A 16,899-nucleotide genomic window follows, 5' to 3' on the forward strand; every position below is an offset into this window, starting at 1 on the left:
CTACAAATCTTTCATTCTTCAATCCAAGCATTTTTTATATAAACAGGTCTTCTCTTTAAGGAAAGAAAATATAAATCATATCTGACTGAATAATCTAAAAAACTAAGGTTTTTACTTAAGAAATACTTAGAAGAATTTATAATAGACTGACATTGAAGATGAGATATCGGTATTTCTTTTCCAAGTAAACTTGTTTTAACTTCTATAAAAATCAGCTCCTTTTTTTTAGATACAATCAAGTCAATTTCACCGAACTTACAACGGTAACGGCGTTTTATAACATTATACCATTTCAGTTTTAAATATACTAAAACTAATAACTCGCCAAAGTAACCTACAAAGTAGCGTAACCTACTTACCACAAGAAGAACAATTATGATAACAATTAACTTTGTGTAACTACTTTGCCTCCTTCTTTATTTTTACTATAAACCTTACCTCTTGCTGCAATATCCCTATCAACCAGTTCTATCACTGCCATTGAAGCGCAATCACCCTTTCGAGTGCTAAATTTTATTATTCTAGAATACCCACCTTTACGATCTTGATAACGGCTGGCTAAGACGTTTAATAACTTATCAACTGCTAACTTACTATTATGAAGGCGTGAAAGCAAAAGTCTTCTACCATGTAAAGTATTCTTATTCTTAGCAATTGTAATAAACTTTTCGACATATGGACGAAGTTCCTTAGCTTTTGGTAAAGTAGTTACAATCTGCTCATGGTTAATTAATGAGATAGATAGATTCTTTAACGTCGATAATCTATGTTCAGTACAACGAGATAGTTTACGTTTTTTTATTCCATGTTTCATATATCACCTAATCTTCATCAGTATGTTGTTTAGCCAACTCATCTATATCCTTAGGTGGCCAGTTTAGCACATTCATACCCAAAGACAAGCCAAAATTAGTCAAAACTGCCTTAATCTCATTCAAAGACTTTCTGCCAAAATTAGCAGTTCTTAACATTTCACCTTCTGTCTTTTGCACAAGATCACCTATATAAGTGATGTTTTCGTTTTTCAGACAGTTATGAGACCTGACAGATAATTCCATTTCATCTACCTTACGCAATAAGACAGGGTCATAACCCAAATCTTTAGCACCACTAGACGAAGAAACCTGCGATTTTTTATAACTTACATCAGAACTAATAAAGGGCTGAAGTTGCTCCTGTAATATTCTTGCAGCAGAGTCAACAGCTTGACTCGGAGAAATTGTACCATCAGTTTCAATTGACAATATCAGCTTATCCTTATCAGTCACTTGGCCAACACGACTGTTCTCTACCCTGTACGAAACCCTGTTGACAGGGCTATACAAAGCATTAACTGGAATAAAACCAATTAAATCCTGTTCACTCATAAGCTTCAAAAGTTCGTTTTCTTTATACTTAATTACAGGAAGATAACCTTTTCCGCTAGCCACATATATGGTCATGTTAAGCTCTACATTTTGCCCCAGCGTACATATTAATAAATCCTTATTCACAATAGAGCATTGATCATCAGTTTCTATCATCCCAGCTAATACCTGGCAAGGCCCTTTAGCGTTTAAATTTAAGCATTTATTAGAAGCACCATTTAATTTACACCTCAACATACCCATATTTAATACTATATCAGTTACGTCTTCTCTCACCCCTTGAATTGAAGTGAACTCATGAGTTACACCTTCAATTTTTATTCCATAAACAGCACTACCTTTAAGAGAAGATAACATTACACGTCTTAATGCATTACCTAATGTTAAAGCAAAACCACTTTCCAACGGTTCTAGCACTATATCACTTTTTTCACTTGAATCATCTGATATTACCTTAACTGAACTAGGTTTAATCAATTTATCTAAATTGCTACAGAGAGAAACATCATTATTATAATACATAAAACAACCTTTTCAAATATCCTATACTCTTCTTTTTTTTCTTAACCTGCACCCATTATGAGGAATTGCGGTTTTATCTGCAATTGAAGTCACAGTCAACCCACAGCTCTGAAGTGCTTTAACCGCAGCTTCGGTACCAAAGCCAGGACCGCGAATTATTACAGAGACAACCTTCATACCAAATCTCTCCATTGCGTTCTTCGCAGCAGACCCCGCAGCCTTACCTGCAGCATAAGGTGTGGATTTTCTCGAACCTGAAAAACCACATGCACCCACAGAAGTTTGACATAGCGTATTACCATGAACATCAGTTACATTTACAAAAGTATTATTAAAAGTTGCACGAATATGGACAACACCAGTAATAAACTCCTTCTTACTCTTACTAACCGTTTTGACTTTTTTCATTAAAACTCACAATAATAATAAATTTTATTTTTTCCCAGCAATAGGCAACCGAGATCTACCTTTACGAGTCTTAGCATTAGTATGAGTCCTTTGCCCTCTCACAGGTAAACCTTTTCTATGTCTCACCCCTCTATAGCATCCCATTTCCACTAAAGATTTTATGTTCATAGCCACTTCTTTTCTGAGCTCACCTTCTATAATATAATTTTGTCTAATGAAACCGCTGATCTTTTCTATATCTTCATCTCGTAATTCTGAAACACGTTTGCGCTTATCAACTTCGCAAGCGTGACAAATTACATTCGCAGTAGCAATACCTATACCATATATATAAGTTAATGCAAAAGGAACACATTTCCTCACTGGAATATTTATGCCTGCAATACGTGCCACTGGTACCTCGATACTTTATTAATAACAACTCTTAATTTATACCATAAAACAACTCAGAGTCAAACCAAATTACAAGAAATTTTACTTTCAATCTCTTGCGTTACCTCATCAACACTCAAATTAGCGTCAATTGTTAATAATTTGCCTTTATAATACTCGCGTAAACCTTTCATTTGAAGGTGATATTCACTTATTCTCTTATTAATTGCAGACATATCAGCATCATCAATTCTTTTCTCTAACCTCGTACTTTTACATTTAGCACAAGTAGTACTCTTAAAAGAAGATACACTATATATGCTTTTACAGTCCAAACACGCGAGACGATCTTTTAACCTATCGATTGCAATATTATCGTCAAGCTGCAGCTCAACTACAATGTCAACATCCCTATTATATTTTTCTTGCAAAACTTGAGTCAAAAAATGAGCCTGGTTTAAATTTCTCGGAAAACCATCTAATAAGCAATTATCATCCACTAATGCAATCTGGTCACGTAATAATCCACATATAATTTCATCTTGAATTAAATTACCAGATTCCACGGTACCCTTTATTTTTTTACCTAACTCACTACTGCTGGATATAATATTCCTTAATAAATCCCCTACTGAAATTAATTTTAAATTATATTTTGCTATTAACAAGCTTGACTGAGTACCTTTACCAGAACCTGGAGGACCAAAAATCGTAATGATCATCTTACTTTCCTCGTTTTAGACTCATATTTCTTTATCCAGTTGTCGTACCTATTTGAAAAAATATAAGATTGTATTTGCATAATAGTATCAGTAATAACGTTCACTATAATCAGTAAGCTCGTCCCACCAAAAATAAATGGTATATCATAATAATATCTCATAACTTCAGGTACAGTACATATGACTACCAAATACGCAGAGCCAATGAATGTCAACTTAAAAACTATATCTTGAAGGTAATCAGAAGTATGTTTCCCAGGCCTTCTACCAGGTATAAAACCACCATTTTTTTTAAGAAAATCTGCGTTTTCCTCTGGATTAAATATAAAATTGGTATAGAAAAAATTAAAAAATACTATCAGCACCAAATAGGCTACAATATATACTACTTTATTTGCCATAAAGTAATTCAAAATAAAATCAGAAAAAGCGTGCCCCTTATAGAAATTTGCAATTGAAATAGGTGTCAATAAAATTGCATTAGCAAAAATGGTTGGTACTACACCAGATAAATTAATCTTCAATGGAATATAAGTAAAATCGTCATTATGTAATCTTTTAAATTGCTTTTTAGGATGTTGAACAATAACCTTTCTATAAGAAGACTCTACAAAAATGACTAAGAGTAGCAGCAAAAAAAACAATACCAAAACAAAAAGGATAATAAATAACGATACGCTACCGTTTTTATTTAACGTTAACAAAGATGACAAAGCGCTGTGTAACTCTGATATTATACCCGTGAAAATGATTAATGAGATACCATTGCCTATACCGCTAGCGCTGATTCGTTCACCAAGCCATATTAAAAGCATAGTTCCACCTAAAAGGCTGAAAACACCTATTGTACGAAACATAACACCAGGTTCGATTACAACCAATACCCCTTCCCTATTCATCCCTTCCAATCCAACCAAAATTGGAATTGATTGAAATACACAAATTACTATGGTCAGATAGCGTATATAAGAATTCATCTTTCTACGGCCTGACTCTCCATCATTCTTAACTTCCTTCATTCCTTTAATCGCAGAAGAAAGTAACTGAATAATGATAGAAGCCATTATATATGGCATAACGTTCAATGCTAGAATTGTCATTCTAGCCAATGCACCACCAGAAAATAAATTAAATACTCCAAAAACGCCTGAGCCATCTTTGGGAAATATATCATTAATTACATCAAGATTAATTCCAGGAATAGGCACATAAGTACCCAAGCGATAGGAAATTAAAGCTATTAGCGTAAAAAATATACGCTTTAATAAATCGCCTTTATATAACAACGTAGGATCCAAGCTATTAAATGCTGATTTATTGCCCATGACTTACGATAGTATTTCCACACTACCACCAACTGAAGCTACAGATTTTTTTGCAGCTTCTGACGCAAAATCAACATGAAACACAAATTTTTCGCTCAACTTACCTTTATTAAGAAGTTTAATTTTATCCTTAATAGACTTTATAAAACCTAATTTATACAGCCTCTCCTTATCTATAACAGAGTCTTTCACTATTTTTTTAGCTTCCATTAAGCGCTGTATATCGCCAACATTAATTATAGAGTATATGCTCCTACGTATAGGCTTAAAACCTCTTTTAGGCAAACGAGTATATATAGACTGTTGTCCACCCTCAAAACCATTTATAGAAACTCCACTTCTAGCCTTCTGCCCTTTATGCCCTCTACCGGATGTTTTACCTTTACCACAACCGATACCTCTACCCAGCAACTTAGGCTTCTTTTTCTTAGATAATTTAGTAAATATAGAGTTTAATTTTACAGCATTATTCATACTTTACCTGTTTCCAACTATCTCGCTAATCTTTTTGCCTCTTTTGCTTGCTACCTGACGAGGAGATAACATACTATCAAAAGCCTTAAACACCGCACATATAACGTTATGAGGATTATTTGATCTAGTGGATTTAGCTACCACATCCTTTATACCTAACACCTCAAAAACTGATCTAATCGCTCCACCAGCAATAATACCTGTTCCGGCTCTTGCGGTTCTTAAAACTATCTCACCAGAACAAAATTTAGCTTTAATATCATGATGCAAAGTTCTACCTTCACGCAAGTACACTCTAATCATTGATTTCTTTGCAGCATTTACAGCTTTGACTCTTGCTTCAGCAACTTCTGCGTGCTTACCTATTCCACACCCTACCCTACCCTTCTCATCGCCAACAACAACCAAAATTGAAAATGAAAATCTTCTACCACCTTTGGTAACCGTTGTCACTCTTCGTACCGAAACTAAAAGCTCTGATAAATCATTATTATTTTGTAAATTCTTTATAGCCATATTCAAAACCTTCTAAAATTCAAATCCAGAACTTCTTAAAGCCTCAGCAAATTGAGAAACTAATCCTGTGTATTTATACGCTCCACGATCAAACGTAAGCTGCTGCTCTAATTTCATGCCAGACAGACGCTCAACCATTAAAGAAGAAACCTGTTTTATAGTTTCAGCGTTGACTTTCCCTTTACATACATCCTTAATTTTAGCATCCAAAGTAGAAGCTGAAGTGAGAGTTATTCCTTTTACATCATTAATTAACTGGACATAAAAATGCCTATTAGATTTAAATATGGATATACGTAAACGTTCAGCGCTCTTGTCAAGCTTCGCTCTATTACGTAACTTCCTTTTTTCAGAATTACTTAAAAAATTATACGATCTTTTCATTTTTATTACTTCTTTTTACTTACAACCTTACGCAGCATAAATTTGCCTTTTATTACAACACCCTTACCTTTATAAGGATCATATTTTCTAATTTTGCATATATCAGACGCCACCATATAGACCTTCTGCTTATCCATACCACTAACTACTAAGTGAGTTGGCTTTATGCACTTAATCTCAACATCTTTAGGCACTTTATATTTAACATTATGGCTATAACCAAGATATAAAGTCAAATACTTACCATCACACTCTGCCTTATATCCCACACCGTTAATCTCAAGATTAACAGAAAAACCATCAACCATGCCGTTAATGATATTATTAATATTACTCCTATAAGTGCCCCACATAGGCTTTATTTTATCATAATTATCTTTATCTTGATCAACAGAAAGCAATAGCTGATTATCAATAATCTGACACACAACATCCCTGATCAAGCTAACTTCCTTTTCAGCCTTAGCACTCTTTATTAACATACTACCATTATTATATTCAACTGAAACACCAGCAGGAATATTGATAGGAGCAGCACCTATACGAGACATGAATTTCTCCTATTATTTAAAACACACGACACAAAACTTCTCCACCAACCTTTAACTTATGTGCATTATAATCAGTCATCACTCCTTTGGGTGTCGATATAATAAAAATACCAAGACCATTATATGCTTTAGAAATGTCCTTATACTTAGAATAACGACGACAACCAGGCTTTGACACCCTAACTATGTCACTAATTACAGGTGACTTCTCATAATACTTCAATTTTACAATGAAAGAAGGTAAATTATCTACAACTTGCTTTTCATAATCAAGGATATACCCTTCCTCTTTTAAAATCTCCAATATAGAAGAATTCATCTTAGAAAATAGTACCCTTGTTGCCCTATGCATTGCCAATTGAGCATTACGTATCCTTGTTAAAAAATCACCAATACTATCAGATAACGCCACAATATACTCCTTATATTATATTTACCAACTAGACTTTGTAACTCCTGGAATTTGCCCAAAAGAACATAAATCACGCAAAACAATTCTACATAAACCAAATTTTCTATATACTCCTCTTGGTCTCCCAGTTAAAGCACACCTATTTCTAATTTTGGTTTTAGAAGAATTTCTAGGCAATTTTTTAATTAATTTATTTTGAGCTGTAAACCTTTCTACAATAGACAAATTCTTATTATTTATTATAGATTTCAATTTTTCTCTTTTTTCTTTATATTGATCGCACAACTTTATTCTGCGAAGATTTCTTTCTATCATAGATTTTTTTGCCATATATTTCTCCTCTCAATTAATCAAAAAAAGGAAATTTAAGAGCCAGTAATAATTCCTTTGCTTCCTTATCACTAACTGCACTTGTTATAATATTAATATCCATACCTCTAATTTTACTTATTTTATCATAGTCTATTTCTAAAAACGAGATATGTTCCTTTATACCAAAGGAAAAATTACCATTACCGTCAAATTGCTTCACACTAAATCCTCTAAAATCTTTTTCCCTTGGCAAAGCAATATATATCAATCTTTCTAAAAACTCATACATTTTATCTCTACGCAAAGTTACTTTGCAACCTACTGTAGCACCTTTTCTGATCTTGAAGCCAGAAATAGATTTTTTTGCAAAAGTTGATAAAGGCTTCTGCCCAGCAATCAAATATAGGCTATCAAGTGGTTCATTTATTGCTTTACTATCTGTAGCAGCATCTCCAACGCCCATATTGATACACACCTTGACAAGTTTAGGCACTTGCATTATATTGCCGTAATTAAACTTATCCTTCAAGGACTTTACTATGCTATCTTTATACAATTCTTTAAACATATCAACCTAATCTATCACTTCTCCAGAAACTTTTGCAAAACGCACTTTTCTACCGTCTATAACCTTAAACCCCACTCTAGTTGGAGTTTTATATTTAGGGTCCAATGTTGCAACGTTGGATATATCAATAGCTAACTCTTTATTTAATATACCACCACTACTACCAGCTTTTGGTTTAGTATGTCTCTTATGCACATTCACTCCAGAAACAATTACTTTCTTTTTAGCATCACGTGCTATAACTTTGATTACCTTACCAATTTTTCCCTTATCTTTACCAGTTAAAACTATAACGTCGTCACCACTTTTTATTTTAGCACTCATTATAAAACCTCAACAGCTAATGACATTATCTTCATAAAAGAACCAGATGATAACTTTTTTACCGGACCAAACACCCGAGTGCCAAGTGGTTCACCTTGATCGTTAATCAAAACTACAGCATTGCTAGAAAAACGAATTACAGAACCATCAGATTTTCTAATAGGGCTTTTCACCCTCACCACAACTGCTCTATATACTTTTCCCTTCTCAACTTTCCCTCTTGGAGTAATAGATTTAGTAGATACAATAACTGTGTCACCTATAGATGCAGACTTTCTACCACCCAATAAACCAATACAAAGCACTGCACGCGCGCCAGAATTATCAGCTACTTCCAACAATGTATTTTTTTGAATCATATAAATATCCTATTCAATGTGAGCTATTAACAATAACCCATTTTTTAGTAGTAGAAATAGGCTTGTGTTCTTGTATTAAAACCTTGTCCCCTTCTTTACAACTATTATTCTCATCATGTGCTGTATACTTCTTGTATTTTTTTATAACCTTTTTATACAGCTCATCCTTATACACTTGTAATACCGAAACCTTTACAGTCTTATCACACTTAGCCTTAGTTACAGTACCACAAAAAACCTTTTTAGGCATTCTTTTCCTCTCTTCTTCTTTTATTTAATGTAGTTAAAATACGAGCTATGCTCTTTCTTATTAAGCTAAAACGCGAAATATTGTTGCACTGGCCCAGCTTCTTTTGAAAAACCAAATTAACAAACTCTTTTCTCAAATTCACAAGAATTTCATGCAATTCCTGCGAGGACCTCGATTCAATGTCAGCTATATCCATTGCAACTCCATTTAATTATGATTAGATACAAATTTACACTTCATAGGAAGCTTAGCAGTTGCCTTTTCAAGCGCCAATCTTGCTAAATGCATGGGAACATCACTGCTAATTTCAAACAACATTCTACCGGGCTTAGCTTTAAATACCCAAAACTCAACACTACCTTTCCCTTTACCCATACGCACATCCGCCGGCTTTTTACTAACAGGGGTATCAGGAAAAATTCTTATCCACACTTTACCAGAGCGTTTTAATGTTCTAGATATTACACGCCTTGCAGTTTCAATATGCTTAGATTGAATCCTACCTGCTTCCATAGCCTTTAGACCATAATCTCCAAAAGATAATGTGCTACCACCTTTCGTGTTACCCTTAATTCGTCCTTTAAATACTTTTTTATATTTACTTTTTTTAGGAATAAACATTTCAATATACCTAATTAGTTACCAATATAAACCCAGACCTTAACTCCTATGATGCCATATATAGTTTTTGCTTCAGCAAAAGCATAATCTATATTAGCACGTAAAGTATGCAAAGGCAAACGGCCTTCTTTATACCACTCAGTACGAGCTATCTCAGCTCCGCCAAGGCGCCCAGAACAACTTACTTTAATACCTCTAGCACCCATCCTCAAACAACTTTGAATAGCTTTTTTCATCGCTCTTCTAAATGAAACCCTTTTTTCTAACTGCTGTGCAATGCTGTTTGATATTAAAACTGCATCTATTTCAGACCTTTTAACCCCTACTACATTCACTTCCACATTATTTTTTACTTTTTCAGCTATCTTTTGCTTTATCTTCTCAATATCCGAGCCTTTCTTACCTATTATCACTCCAGGTCTAGAAGAATGTATTATTACAGATACCAAATCGATCGTACGCTCTATAATTACTTTAGAAACACCAGCATGCTTAAAAGATTCATTTATATAACTGCGAATAGATAAATCTTGATGCAACCCTTGTTTATAACCCTTCTCAGCATACCAAATAGATGACCAAGTATTAACTATTTTTAACCTAAATCCTTTAGGATTAACGTTTCCCATATTTTTGCACTTTCCTTATTAATTTTCTATTTTTATGAATCATATAATTTCCCCCAATTTTACAGTTATATTACTATAACGTTTACTAACTCTATTAGCTCTACCCATAGCTTTTGGACATACCCTACGCAAAGTAAGAGACTTACCTATTAAAATTTCTTTTATATATAAATTATCGATATCCAATCCATAATTTTGAGCATTAGCAATCGCAGAATTTAATACCTTCCTTATAAGACCTGCAGCTTTCTTTTCACAAAATCTTAATTGCACAGTGGCAAAAGAAACTTTTTTATTACGTACTAAACCAGCAACCAAATTCAATTTACGAGGAGTTGATTTTAAAACCCTAGAACCAGCTTTAACTATTACATCTCTGTTTTTCATATCAATTACCTTCTTGTCGCCTTTTTATCACCACTATGCCCAGTAAATTTACGAGTGGGTGAAAACTCACCAAACTTATGACCTATCATATTCTGATCATTAACATTCACAGGAATGTAATCCTTACCATTATAAACAGCAAACTTTAAACCTAAACAATTAGGAAGAATTACAGAAGCCCTGGAATGAACTTTTATAGCCATGTTAACAAACCCCTTGTTTAAAGCATTATTCACCGACTTTAATATAGAAGGATGACAAAAAGGAGGCTTCCATGCAGATCTACTCATAAACTAACCTTTCAATTGTTTTATATACTTATCACTAGATTTATTTCTCCTTCGAGTTTTCTTTCCTTTTGTTGCAACACCCCAAGGAGTAACAGGATGACGACCACCAGAGGTTTTTCCTTCCCCGCCTCCATGAGGATGGTCAACCGGATTCATTGCAACTCCACGTACAGTAGGTCTAATCCCAAGCCACCTACTTCTCCCAGCTTTACCCAACTTTCTATTCTTATGGTCAGGGTTAGATACTACACCAATAGTAGCCTTGCAAGAAGATAAAATCAACCTAATTTGACCAGACCTGAGTCGTAATAAAACATATTGGCCATCACGACCAACGATTTGTGCATAACAACCAGCAGCTCTAGCAATCGCAGCACCATTACCTGGCTTCAGCTCAACATTATGAACGAAAGAACCAACAGGTATATGCTTGAGTAGTAAACAATTCCCTGGCAAAATATCAGCATCATTCCCAGCTGTAACAACATCACCTGGCTTCATACCTTGAGGAGCTAATATATAAGACTTAATATCATCTTCCTTATATGATATTAACGCCAAAAACCCACTTCTATTTGGGTCATACTCTATTTTTTCAACTATACCTTGACCACTTCTATTACGCTTAAAATCTATCACTCTATACTTCTTTTTGTGACCACCACCCCTATGACGAGTTGTAATTCTACCATGATTATTTCTTCCACCACTGGACTTTTTACCGGATGTAAGAGACTTTTCTGGCTCATCTTTTGATAAACCAACTTTACTTACTAACACAGTCCCACGAGAAGACGGAGTAACAGGATTAAAAAATTTCATACCCATACTAAACGCTCATTATATCTAATTTTTGACCATACATCAAAGAAAAATAAACTTTCTTTTTCTGTTTTTCACAACCAATCACACCCCTAAAACGCCTATATTTAGGCTTAATTCTAACAACATTTATAGAAGAAATTTTAACATCAAATAGAGACTCTATTGCCAACTTTATTTGACGCTTATTTACATTTACAAAAACATACAAAGAATATTTATTAAACTTCTCCCTCAAAAAAGAGGCCTTTTCTGTAATTATAGGAGATTTTATTATATTATTATATTTGATCATAACAATCTACCTTCAAGATGCTTTAAAGTATCCTTTGTCAACATCACGCATTCGTGATTCAATATATCAAAAACATTTAACCCAATAGGTTTGATTAAGTCTACATAGTGCAAGTTTTTAGCCGCACGCAACAAATCATCTCCATAATCACCAACTATCAAAAAGGAAGAAAATTTAAAATTTTTAATACATTTACACATTTCAGACGTTTTCTTCACATCAATATTTAAATTATCCAGAATAATTACTTGATTATTTAAATACTTTAGAGATAAAGCAATTTTTAAACCAAATTTGCGTACCTTCTTATTAAGAGAATAAGTATGACTCCTCACAACAGGGCCGAAAATAATCCCACCACCTCTAAATTGAGGAGATCGCAAGCTCCCTTGTCTTGCCCTACCGGTACGTTTTTGACCATAAGGTTTAGCTGTTGTACCAGAGACATCACTAATACCTTTTGTTTTATGAGTACCAGCTCTTCTCTTCGCTAATTGCCATCTCACTATATCATGCAAAATACTCAATTTTTGCTTAGCAGAAAATATCAAAGGATTGAGCTGAGCAGTACCTACATTATCATTAGATAGATTAACTAAATTACATTCCATAACTAACTTACCAAATTACTAGCATCATCATTTACATCTAACAGTAAACCCACCGGAAAAGGAACATCTTTATGTAAAGATTTTTTAACTGCATCTCTTACAAAAACATAGGAATTTTTAAACCCAGGAACATTATTACCCTTCACAGCAATTATACTATTTTCATGATCAATGGATAATATCTTCATATTTTGTGCAGTTATCCTGCTGTTACCTAAATGACCAGCCATTTTCTTTCCTTTGAATACTCTACCAGGATCCTGACATTGGCCAGTGGAACCTTGTGATCTGTGAGCAATAGAAACACCATGAGATGCCCTAAGCCCACTGAAATTATGCCGCTTCATCACACCAGCAAATCCTTTACCTATAGAATAACCCGTAATATCAAGATATTGACCAACCACAAAATGATTGATTCCCACTTTTTTACCACATTCTATTCCCGACAGGTCATTTAATCTACTTTCGTATAACTTACATTTATTATTTATACCCTTTTTCTTTAAATATTCCAACTGAGGTTTTGCTATATTTTTAAAATCTCCTGTGCCTAAAATGACTGAATTATAGCCACATTTATCTTGTCCTTTTATATCAATAATATAAGTTTCGCTGAGATGCAATAAAGTTACAGCCATGCGACTATTGTCAGAATACATAGCAGTATGACCAATATTCATCATTAGTAAACCAATTCTCCTCAGCGAATTTATTCTCTTCATTTCCTTCTCCTAAACCTTAACTTCCTTGACTTTTAAATCCACTTCTACGCCAGCAGAAAAAGATAAACCTGTAAGCATCTGCATCATAGTAGGAGTAAGATCATGTAAAACAATCAAACGCCTAGAAGTTCTCATTTCAAACTGTTCACGAGATTTTTTATCAACGTGAGGAGATCTATTAACAATAAATTTAGAATCTTTCCTTGGCAACGCAATCGGACCAGATAATTTTGCACTGGACCGCTTTAATTCATCAACAAATTTTCGAACACACTCCTCCAATAAAGAACAATCGAAAGCCTTAATGTTAATATATATATCTTGCTTCATCTTAGTTACTACACTCACTCCAAAATTTCAGAAACAACACCAGAACCAACAGTTCTACCACCTTCTCTTATCGCAAAACGCAATCCCTTATCCATCGCTATCGGTACTTGCAATTCTACTTCTATACTCACATTATCTCCTGGCATTACCATCTCCTTCCCATCTAGCAATTTTACGCTCCCAGTTACATCTGTTGTCCTTAAATAAAACTGTGGCTGGTAATTCGCAAAAAACGGTGTATGCCTTCCTCCTTCCTCTTTCTTTAATATATAAACCTCCGCCTTAAACTTTCTATGCGGTGTTATCGTCCCCGGTTTCGCTAATACTTGCCCTCTCTCCACTTCTTCTCTTTTTGTTCCTCTTAACAATATTCCTACATTGAGTCCTGCACTTCCCTTATCCAGCAACTTCTTAAACATCTCAACACCTGTGCATATCGTCTTTTGCGTCGCTTTCAGACCTATTATCTCTATCTCTTCTCCCGTCTTTATCTCTCCCTTCTCTATTCTTCCTGTTACCACTGTTCCTCGCCCCGATATCGAAAATACATCTTCGATTGGCAATAAAAATGGTAAATCCACAGGCCTTGGTGGAACCGCCACATATTCATCTAACTTTTCCATCAATTTATCTATTGATTTCTTTCCATATTCGCTGCTGTCATCCTCCAGCGCTTTCAATGCAGATCCCACTACCACAGGAACTTCATCCCCTGGAAATCCGTATTTATTCAGCAATTCCCTCACTTCCATTTCTACTAAATCTATCATATCAGCATCAGCAACATCAGCTTTATTTATATACACCACGATATATCCAACACCTACCTGCTTCGCCAGCAATATATGCTCTCTCGTTTGTGGCATTGGCCCATCAACCCCTGACACTACCAATATCGCCGCATCCATCTGTGCTGCACCTACTATCATGTTCTTTACATAGTCAGCATGTCCAGGACAATCAACGTGTGCATAATGCCTTTTTTCCGTCTGATATTCAACATGCGCTGTTGCTATCGTTATCCCCCTCTTCCTTTCTTCTGGCGCCTTATCTATCTGATCATACGCTACAAAATTTCCATAATGCTTTGTTATCGCCGCTGTTAACGTTGTCTTCCCATGATCCACATGTCCTATTGTTCCCACATTTACATGCGGCTTTCCAAATGCTTCCACTATTGCTGTCATAATTTAAACTTTTCCACCTAAAATACAAATACATCAATAAATAATATGTTGATTTTATAAAAATACAACAAAAAAAAGAGCGGATAGTGGGAATCGAACCCACGTCACTAGCTTGGAAGGCTAGAGCTCTACCATTGAGCTATACCCGCACAATGGAGGAGGTAGGATTCGAACCTACGTACGCTCACGCGGACAGATTTACAGTCTGTTACCTTTAACCACTCGGTCACTCCTCCGCAAAAATTTGTTAAGAGAATACTATTTTAGCATCTTAACTTAAGCTCTTATTGTATTTAATACTAAACGCCTAAAATTAAAAAATCAAGCAATAAAACCTACCCTGATTAAAATCACGCAGATTTCATTTTATACAACACAATATTGTCAATAAAACGTTTAAACAAATAATGCGAATCATGCGTACCTGGCGCTTCTTCTGGATGGTATTGCACAGAAAAGACTGGGTAATCCTTCATCATTATTCCCTCTACACTATTATCAAATAGAGAAATGTGAGTAATTTCAACATTACTTAGAAGAGAAGCTGAATCAACAACGAAACCATGATTTTGGCTAGTGATCTCAACTTTTCCACTAATTACATCATAAACTGGATGGTTACTCCCTCGGTGACCTATATCCATCTTGATGGTCTTTGCCCCCAAAGTAATCGCAAGTAATTGATGGCCCATGCATATGCCAAAAATTGGTATTTTAGATTTTATAATAATGTCTATTTCTGAAACTACACTTTCTCCTATTTCTTGCGGATCACCAGGACCATTTGAAAGCACTATACCATCTGGATTCATACTCAACACTTTTTGAGCAAAACCTGTGCTTGGTCTGATTAATTCAACTGTACAACCAAGTTCTATTAAGCGTGAAACTATACTGATTTTTACGCCAAAATCAACGATTACAACCCTATATTTTGCATTAAGGTCTCTTTTAAAATTACTATGCAAGCTAACTTTATTGGTTATTTCTATCCCATTTACAGGTTTGTATTTCTTCAATTCATCCAACACATGCGTCTCGCTTGACGGGTATATCATTCCATTTTGAGATCCATGTTCTCTCAAATGTCTCGTTAAAGCTCTAGTATCAACTCCTGATATCCCAATCACGTTATTTTTCTCTAACCAATCATTTAAACTGATATATGAAGAAGAGTGGGACATAGAAGAAAGTTCACGCATAACCACACCACTTGCAAAAATTTTCTTTCCTTCATTATCTTTATGGTTTACTCCAATGTTACCAATATGAGGAAAAGTGAACGTTATAATTTGATCGGCAAAAGAAGGATCAGTTATAGTATGCTGATACCCGGTCATACCAGTGGTAAAACAGATCTCACCTATGCACTTGCCTTTTTTACCTACTGATTTTCCCCAAAAGCATTTACCATCTTGTAAAATTAAAACTGCGTCCTGCACTTCATTATCTATTTAACTGATTCAAAACAGTATACAAGAATTTCAAATAATACGTAACTCTTTCTAAAACTCCAAATTCAACCATAAGGCGGCGAAGAACAATATGAAAAAAATTTTTAACACGCCCTTCCATAAAATATGTTGACTATCTCCGTATTTTATATTAGATATATTTAGTAGTTAAAAAATAGAAAGGTTAGTTATTATGCTAAGTGGGTTTCAGTCTAAAAATAAGTTACTAATTGCAGGAGCTGGTTTACTATTCTTTACGATGGTGTTGCCATCATTTTTTCTCTTAGCAAAAATAGCCATAGGATTAGCTATGACCGCAATTGCAATAATCGCGGTAAAAATTGTCTCAAAAATAATATCAAACGTTCTTGAAGAGAAGGAAGCAGGTCAAAATCAGGAAGCACAACAAACAACACAAAGTAAAATTATAAACCTGGCTATTGGATTAACATCTATATTGGTAGGAGGATTATCAATGCTCATTATAGCAAAAACTGGCTTGATTGCAGCATGTGCAGCTATAACTGCTTTAGCTCTACACGAATATGTTAAAAATGAAGAAATAGGAAAAGATATAAACAATAAATTCGATAAGGTAGCTGACGGTATCACTGACTTTATTGTTAGCAGTGTTGAAAAACTTATTCCAACAAAGCCGCCAGGCATAACAGCCTAAACTGTC

The 16,899-nt window shown here is 34.6% G+C and carries 30 protein-coding genes and 2 tRNA genes; 1 reads left to right on the forward strand and 31 read right to left on the reverse strand.

The window, feature by feature from the left end:
- Window positions 1-11: 11 nt before the first annotated feature.
- The 31 genes from ABWU31_RS04915 to carA all read right to left on the reverse strand — a co-directional run bounded on the left by ABWU31_RS04915 (window position 12) and on the right by carA (window position 16,205).
- Window positions 12-362 carry a YraN family protein gene (locus tag ABWU31_RS04915; RefSeq protein ID WP_012673177.1) on the reverse strand — a complete coding sequence of 117 codons (351 nt, stop codon included), beginning with the start codon at window positions 360-362 and terminating at the stop codon, window positions 12-14.
- Between the two features lie 23 nt (window positions 363-385).
- Window positions 386-814, reverse strand: a complete 429-nt coding sequence (gene rplQ / locus ABWU31_RS04920) for a 50S ribosomal protein L17 (RefSeq protein WP_007550873.1) — start codon at window positions 812-814, stop codon at window positions 386-388.
- A gap of 7 nt (window positions 815-821) precedes the next feature.
- Complete coding sequence (locus ABWU31_RS04925) at window positions 822-1,889, reverse strand: DNA-directed RNA polymerase subunit alpha (protein WP_077188176.1); 1,068 nt, start codon at window positions 1,887-1,889, stop codon at window positions 822-824.
- 21 nt (window positions 1,890-1,910) lie between these two features.
- Window positions 1,911-2,297: a 30S ribosomal protein S11 gene (gene rpsK, locus ABWU31_RS04930; RefSeq protein ID WP_353271134.1), complete on the reverse strand. Its 387-nt coding sequence runs from the start codon at window positions 2,295-2,297 to the stop codon at window positions 1,911-1,913.
- Window positions 2,298-2,321: 24 nt separating this feature from the next.
- A complete protein-coding gene (gene rpsM / locus ABWU31_RS04935) occupies window positions 2,322-2,690 on the reverse strand; it encodes a 30S ribosomal protein S13 (protein WP_353271135.1) in 369 nt (122 codons plus the stop codon).
- A gap of 59 nt (window positions 2,691-2,749) precedes the next feature.
- Window positions 2,750-3,391: an adenylate kinase family protein gene (locus tag ABWU31_RS04940; protein WP_353271136.1), complete on the reverse strand. Its 642-nt coding sequence runs from the start codon at window positions 3,389-3,391 to the stop codon at window positions 2,750-2,752.
- On the reverse strand, window positions 3,388-4,716 hold the full coding sequence (gene secY, locus ABWU31_RS04945) for a preprotein translocase subunit SecY (protein ID WP_353271137.1): 1,329 nt from the start codon (window positions 4,714-4,716) through the stop codon (window positions 3,388-3,390). The genes ABWU31_RS04940 and secY overlap by 4 nt, the downstream gene beginning before the upstream one ends.
- 3 nt (window positions 4,717-4,719) lie before the next feature.
- Window positions 4,720-5,190 (reverse strand): 50S ribosomal protein L15, encoded by a 471-nt coding sequence (gene rplO, locus ABWU31_RS04950; RefSeq protein WP_006279863.1) that lies wholly within the window; start codon window positions 5,188-5,190, stop codon window positions 4,720-4,722.
- A gap of 3 nt (window positions 5,191-5,193) precedes the next feature.
- Window positions 5,194-5,706, reverse strand: a complete 513-nt coding sequence (gene rpsE / locus ABWU31_RS04955; RefSeq protein ID WP_010962748.1) for a 30S ribosomal protein S5 — start codon at window positions 5,704-5,706, stop codon at window positions 5,194-5,196.
- A gap of 12 nt (window positions 5,707-5,718) precedes the next feature.
- Window positions 5,719-6,090, reverse strand: a complete 372-nt coding sequence (gene rplR / locus ABWU31_RS04960; protein WP_006279867.1) for a 50S ribosomal protein L18 — start codon at window positions 6,088-6,090, stop codon at window positions 5,719-5,721.
- A gap of 5 nt (window positions 6,091-6,095) precedes the next feature.
- Entirely contained in the window at window positions 6,096-6,641 is a 546-nt protein-coding gene (gene rplF / locus ABWU31_RS04965; protein WP_007551152.1) for a 50S ribosomal protein L6, read from the reverse strand.
- Between the two features lie 16 nt (window positions 6,642-6,657).
- Entirely contained in the window at window positions 6,658-7,053 is a 396-nt protein-coding gene (gene rpsH / locus ABWU31_RS04970) for a 30S ribosomal protein S8 (RefSeq protein ID WP_007551150.1), read from the reverse strand.
- A 21-nt stretch (window positions 7,054-7,074) separates the two neighbouring features.
- The gene (rpsN, locus tag ABWU31_RS04975; RefSeq protein WP_006279345.1) at window positions 7,075-7,383 is read right to left on the reverse strand and encodes a 30S ribosomal protein S14; all 309 of its coding nucleotides are present in this window, start codon (window positions 7,381-7,383) and stop codon (window positions 7,075-7,077) included.
- Window positions 7,384-7,399: 16 nt separating this feature from the next.
- Window positions 7,400-7,933: a 50S ribosomal protein L5 gene (gene rplE, locus ABWU31_RS04980; RefSeq protein ID WP_010962750.1), complete on the reverse strand. Its 534-nt coding sequence runs from the start codon at window positions 7,931-7,933 to the stop codon at window positions 7,400-7,402.
- Window positions 7,934-7,939: 6 nt separating this feature from the next.
- Entirely contained in the window at window positions 7,940-8,257 is a 318-nt protein-coding gene (rplX, locus tag ABWU31_RS04985; RefSeq protein WP_006279347.1) for a 50S ribosomal protein L24, read from the reverse strand.
- A complete protein-coding gene (gene rplN / locus ABWU31_RS04990) occupies window positions 8,257-8,616 on the reverse strand; it encodes a 50S ribosomal protein L14 (RefSeq protein WP_006279348.1) in 360 nt (119 codons plus the stop codon). The genes rplX and rplN overlap by 1 nt, the downstream gene beginning before the upstream one ends.
- Before the next feature lie 13 nt (window positions 8,617-8,629).
- Entirely contained in the window at window positions 8,630-8,866 is a 237-nt protein-coding gene (gene rpsQ, locus ABWU31_RS04995; protein ID WP_007549925.1) for a 30S ribosomal protein S17, read from the reverse strand.
- Window positions 8,859-9,062: a 50S ribosomal protein L29 gene (gene rpmC / locus ABWU31_RS05000; protein ID WP_006279350.1), complete on the reverse strand. Its 204-nt coding sequence runs from the start codon at window positions 9,060-9,062 to the stop codon at window positions 8,859-8,861. The genes rpsQ and rpmC overlap by 8 nt, the downstream gene beginning before the upstream one ends.
- A gap of 11 nt (window positions 9,063-9,073) precedes the next feature.
- The gene (gene rplP, locus ABWU31_RS05005) at window positions 9,074-9,487 is read right to left on the reverse strand and encodes a 50S ribosomal protein L16 (protein ID WP_010962752.1); all 414 of its coding nucleotides are present in this window, start codon (window positions 9,485-9,487) and stop codon (window positions 9,074-9,076) included.
- A gap of 14 nt (window positions 9,488-9,501) precedes the next feature.
- Window positions 9,502-10,116: a 30S ribosomal protein S3 gene (rpsC, locus tag ABWU31_RS05010; protein WP_353271138.1), complete on the reverse strand. Its 615-nt coding sequence runs from the start codon at window positions 10,114-10,116 to the stop codon at window positions 9,502-9,504.
- A 39-nt stretch (window positions 10,117-10,155) separates the two neighbouring features.
- Window positions 10,156-10,503 (reverse strand): 50S ribosomal protein L22, encoded by a 348-nt coding sequence (rplV, locus tag ABWU31_RS05015; RefSeq protein WP_007549821.1) that lies wholly within the window; start codon window positions 10,501-10,503, stop codon window positions 10,156-10,158.
- A gap of 5 nt (window positions 10,504-10,508) precedes the next feature.
- Window positions 10,509-10,793: a 30S ribosomal protein S19 gene (rpsS, locus tag ABWU31_RS05020; RefSeq protein ID WP_006279181.1), complete on the reverse strand. Its 285-nt coding sequence runs from the start codon at window positions 10,791-10,793 to the stop codon at window positions 10,509-10,511.
- A 3-nt stretch (window positions 10,794-10,796) separates the two neighbouring features.
- Window positions 10,797-11,621, reverse strand: coding sequence for a 50S ribosomal protein L2 (gene rplB, locus ABWU31_RS05025; protein WP_015589143.1), 825 nt, complete (start codon window positions 11,619-11,621; stop codon window positions 10,797-10,799).
- Window position 11,622: 1 nt separating this feature from the next.
- Window positions 11,623-11,910, reverse strand: coding sequence for a 50S ribosomal protein L23 (locus ABWU31_RS05030; RefSeq protein WP_353271139.1), 288 nt, complete (start codon window positions 11,908-11,910; stop codon window positions 11,623-11,625).
- A complete protein-coding gene (gene rplD / locus ABWU31_RS05035; RefSeq protein WP_012673183.1) occupies window positions 11,907-12,521 on the reverse strand; it encodes a 50S ribosomal protein L4 in 615 nt (204 codons plus the stop codon). Before rplD ends, ABWU31_RS05030 begins: the two co-directional genes overlap by 4 nt.
- A 2-nt stretch (window positions 12,522-12,523) precedes the next feature.
- On the reverse strand, window positions 12,524-13,246 hold the full coding sequence (rplC, locus tag ABWU31_RS05040) for a 50S ribosomal protein L3 (protein WP_006279218.1): 723 nt from the start codon (window positions 13,244-13,246) through the stop codon (window positions 12,524-12,526).
- A gap of 9 nt (window positions 13,247-13,255) precedes the next feature.
- Entirely contained in the window at window positions 13,256-13,576 is a 321-nt protein-coding gene (gene rpsJ / locus ABWU31_RS05045; RefSeq protein WP_012673184.1) for a 30S ribosomal protein S10, read from the reverse strand.
- Window positions 13,577-13,590: 14 nt separating this feature from the next.
- On the reverse strand, window positions 13,591-14,763 hold the full coding sequence (gene tuf, locus ABWU31_RS05050) for an elongation factor Tu (RefSeq protein WP_353271140.1): 1,173 nt from the start codon (window positions 14,761-14,763) through the stop codon (window positions 13,591-13,593).
- Window positions 14,764-14,841: 78 nt separating this feature from the next.
- Window positions 14,842-14,912, reverse strand: a tRNA-Gly gene (locus ABWU31_RS05055).
- Window positions 14,913-14,916: 4 nt separating this feature from the next.
- Window positions 14,917-14,999, reverse strand: a tRNA-Tyr gene (locus tag ABWU31_RS05060).
- Window positions 15,000-15,113: 114 nt separating this feature from the next.
- Window positions 15,114-16,205, reverse strand: a complete 1,092-nt coding sequence (gene carA / locus ABWU31_RS05065) for a glutamine-hydrolyzing carbamoyl-phosphate synthase small subunit (protein ID WP_236514842.1) — start codon at window positions 16,203-16,205, stop codon at window positions 15,114-15,116.
- A gap of 205 nt (window positions 16,206-16,410) precedes the next feature.
- On the opposite strand from carA, the gene ABWU31_RS05070 reads away from it, so the two are divergent.
- Window positions 16,411-16,893 (forward strand): hypothetical protein, encoded by a 483-nt coding sequence (locus ABWU31_RS05070; RefSeq protein ID WP_077188183.1) that lies wholly within the window; start codon window positions 16,411-16,413, stop codon window positions 16,891-16,893.
- The last annotated feature ends 6 nt before the right edge of the window (window positions 16,894-16,899 follow it).

The sequence above is a fragment of the Wolbachia endosymbiont (group A) of Alloplasta piceator genome (genome assembly GCF_964028505.1).
Lineage (GTDB): Bacteria > Pseudomonadota > Alphaproteobacteria > Rickettsiales > Anaplasmataceae > Wolbachia > Wolbachia pipientis.

What these genes read in the sequence shown, in the direction of transcription:
- rplQ (WP_007550873.1), bottom strand. Translation starts at nt 814, where the DNA reads ATGAAACATGGAATAAAAAAACGTAAACTATCTCGTTGTACTGAACAT.
- ABWU31_RS04925 (WP_077188176.1), bottom strand. Translation starts at nt 1,889, where the DNA reads ATGTATTATAATAATGATGTTTCTCTCTGTAGCAATTTAGATAAATTG.
- rpsK (WP_353271134.1), bottom strand. Translation starts at nt 2,297, where the DNA reads ATGAAAAAAGTCAAAACGGTTAGTAAGAGTAAGAAGGAGTTTATTACT.
- ABWU31_RS04940 (WP_353271136.1), bottom strand. Translation starts at nt 3,391, where the DNA reads ATGATCATTACGATTTTTGGTCCTCCAGGTTCTGGTAAAGGTACTCAG.
- secY (WP_353271137.1), bottom strand. Translation starts at nt 4,716, where the DNA reads ATGGGCAATAAATCAGCATTTAATAGCTTGGATCCTACGTTGTTATAT.
- rplO (WP_006279863.1), bottom strand. Translation starts at nt 5,190, where the DNA reads ATGAATAATGCTGTAAAATTAAACTCTATATTTACTAAATTATCTAAG.
- rpsE (WP_010962748.1), bottom strand. Translation starts at nt 5,706, where the DNA reads ATGGCTATAAAGAATTTACAAAATAATAATGATTTATCAGAGCTTTTA.
- rplR (WP_006279867.1), bottom strand. Translation starts at nt 6,090, where the DNA reads ATGAAAAGATCGTATAATTTTTTAAGTAATTCTGAAAAAAGGAAGTTA.
- rplF (WP_007551152.1), bottom strand. Translation starts at nt 6,641, where the DNA reads ATGTCTCGTATAGGTGCTGCTCCTATCAATATTCCTGCTGGTGTTTCA.
- rpsN (WP_006279345.1), bottom strand. Translation starts at nt 7,383, where the DNA reads ATGGCAAAAAAATCTATGATAGAAAGAAATCTTCGCAGAATAAAGTTG.
- rplE (WP_010962750.1), bottom strand. Translation starts at nt 7,933, where the DNA reads ATGTTTAAAGAATTGTATAAAGATAGCATAGTAAAGTCCTTGAAGGAT.
- rplX (WP_006279347.1), bottom strand. Translation starts at nt 8,257, where the DNA reads ATGAGTGCTAAAATAAAAAGTGGTGACGACGTTATAGTTTTAACTGGT.
- rplN (WP_006279348.1), bottom strand. Translation starts at nt 8,616, where the DNA reads ATGATTCAAAAAAATACATTGTTGGAAGTAGCTGATAATTCTGGCGCG.
- rpsQ (WP_007549925.1), bottom strand. Translation starts at nt 8,866, where the DNA reads ATGCCTAAAAAGGTTTTTTGTGGTACTGTAACTAAGGCTAAGTGTGAT.
- rpmC (WP_006279350.1), bottom strand. Translation starts at nt 9,062, where the DNA reads ATGGATATAGCTGACATTGAATCGAGGTCCTCGCAGGAATTGCATGAA.
- rplP (WP_010962752.1), bottom strand. Translation starts at nt 9,487, where the DNA reads ATGTTTATTCCTAAAAAAAGTAAATATAAAAAAGTATTTAAAGGACGA.
- rpsC (WP_353271138.1), bottom strand. Translation starts at nt 10,116, where the DNA reads ATGGGAAACGTTAATCCTAAAGGATTTAGGTTAAAAATAGTTAATACT.
- rplV (WP_007549821.1), bottom strand. Translation starts at nt 10,503, where the DNA reads ATGAAAAACAGAGATGTAATAGTTAAAGCTGGTTCTAGGGTTTTAAAA.
- rpsS (WP_006279181.1), bottom strand. Translation starts at nt 10,793, where the DNA reads ATGAGTAGATCTGCATGGAAGCCTCCTTTTTGTCATCCTTCTATATTA.
- rplB (WP_015589143.1), bottom strand. Translation starts at nt 11,621, where the DNA reads ATGGGTATGAAATTTTTTAATCCTGTTACTCCGTCTTCTCGTGGGACT.
- ABWU31_RS05030 (WP_353271139.1), bottom strand. Translation starts at nt 11,910, where the DNA reads ATGATCAAATATAATAATATAATAAAATCTCCTATAATTACAGAAAAG.
- rplD (WP_012673183.1), bottom strand. Translation starts at nt 12,521, where the DNA reads ATGGAATGTAATTTAGTTAATCTATCTAATGATAATGTAGGTACTGCT.
- rplC (WP_006279218.1), bottom strand. Translation starts at nt 13,246, where the DNA reads ATGAAGAGAATAAATTCGCTGAGGAGAATTGGTTTACTAATGATGAAT.
- rpsJ (WP_012673184.1), bottom strand. Translation starts at nt 13,576, where the DNA reads ATGAAGCAAGATATATATATTAACATTAAGGCTTTCGATTGTTCTTTA.
- tuf (WP_353271140.1), bottom strand. Translation starts at nt 14,763, where the DNA reads ATGACAGCAATAGTGGAAGCATTTGGAAAGCCGCATGTAAATGTGGGA.
- ABWU31_RS05070 (WP_077188183.1), top strand. Translation starts at nt 16,411, where the DNA reads ATGCTAAGTGGGTTTCAGTCTAAAAATAAGTTACTAATTGCAGGAGCT.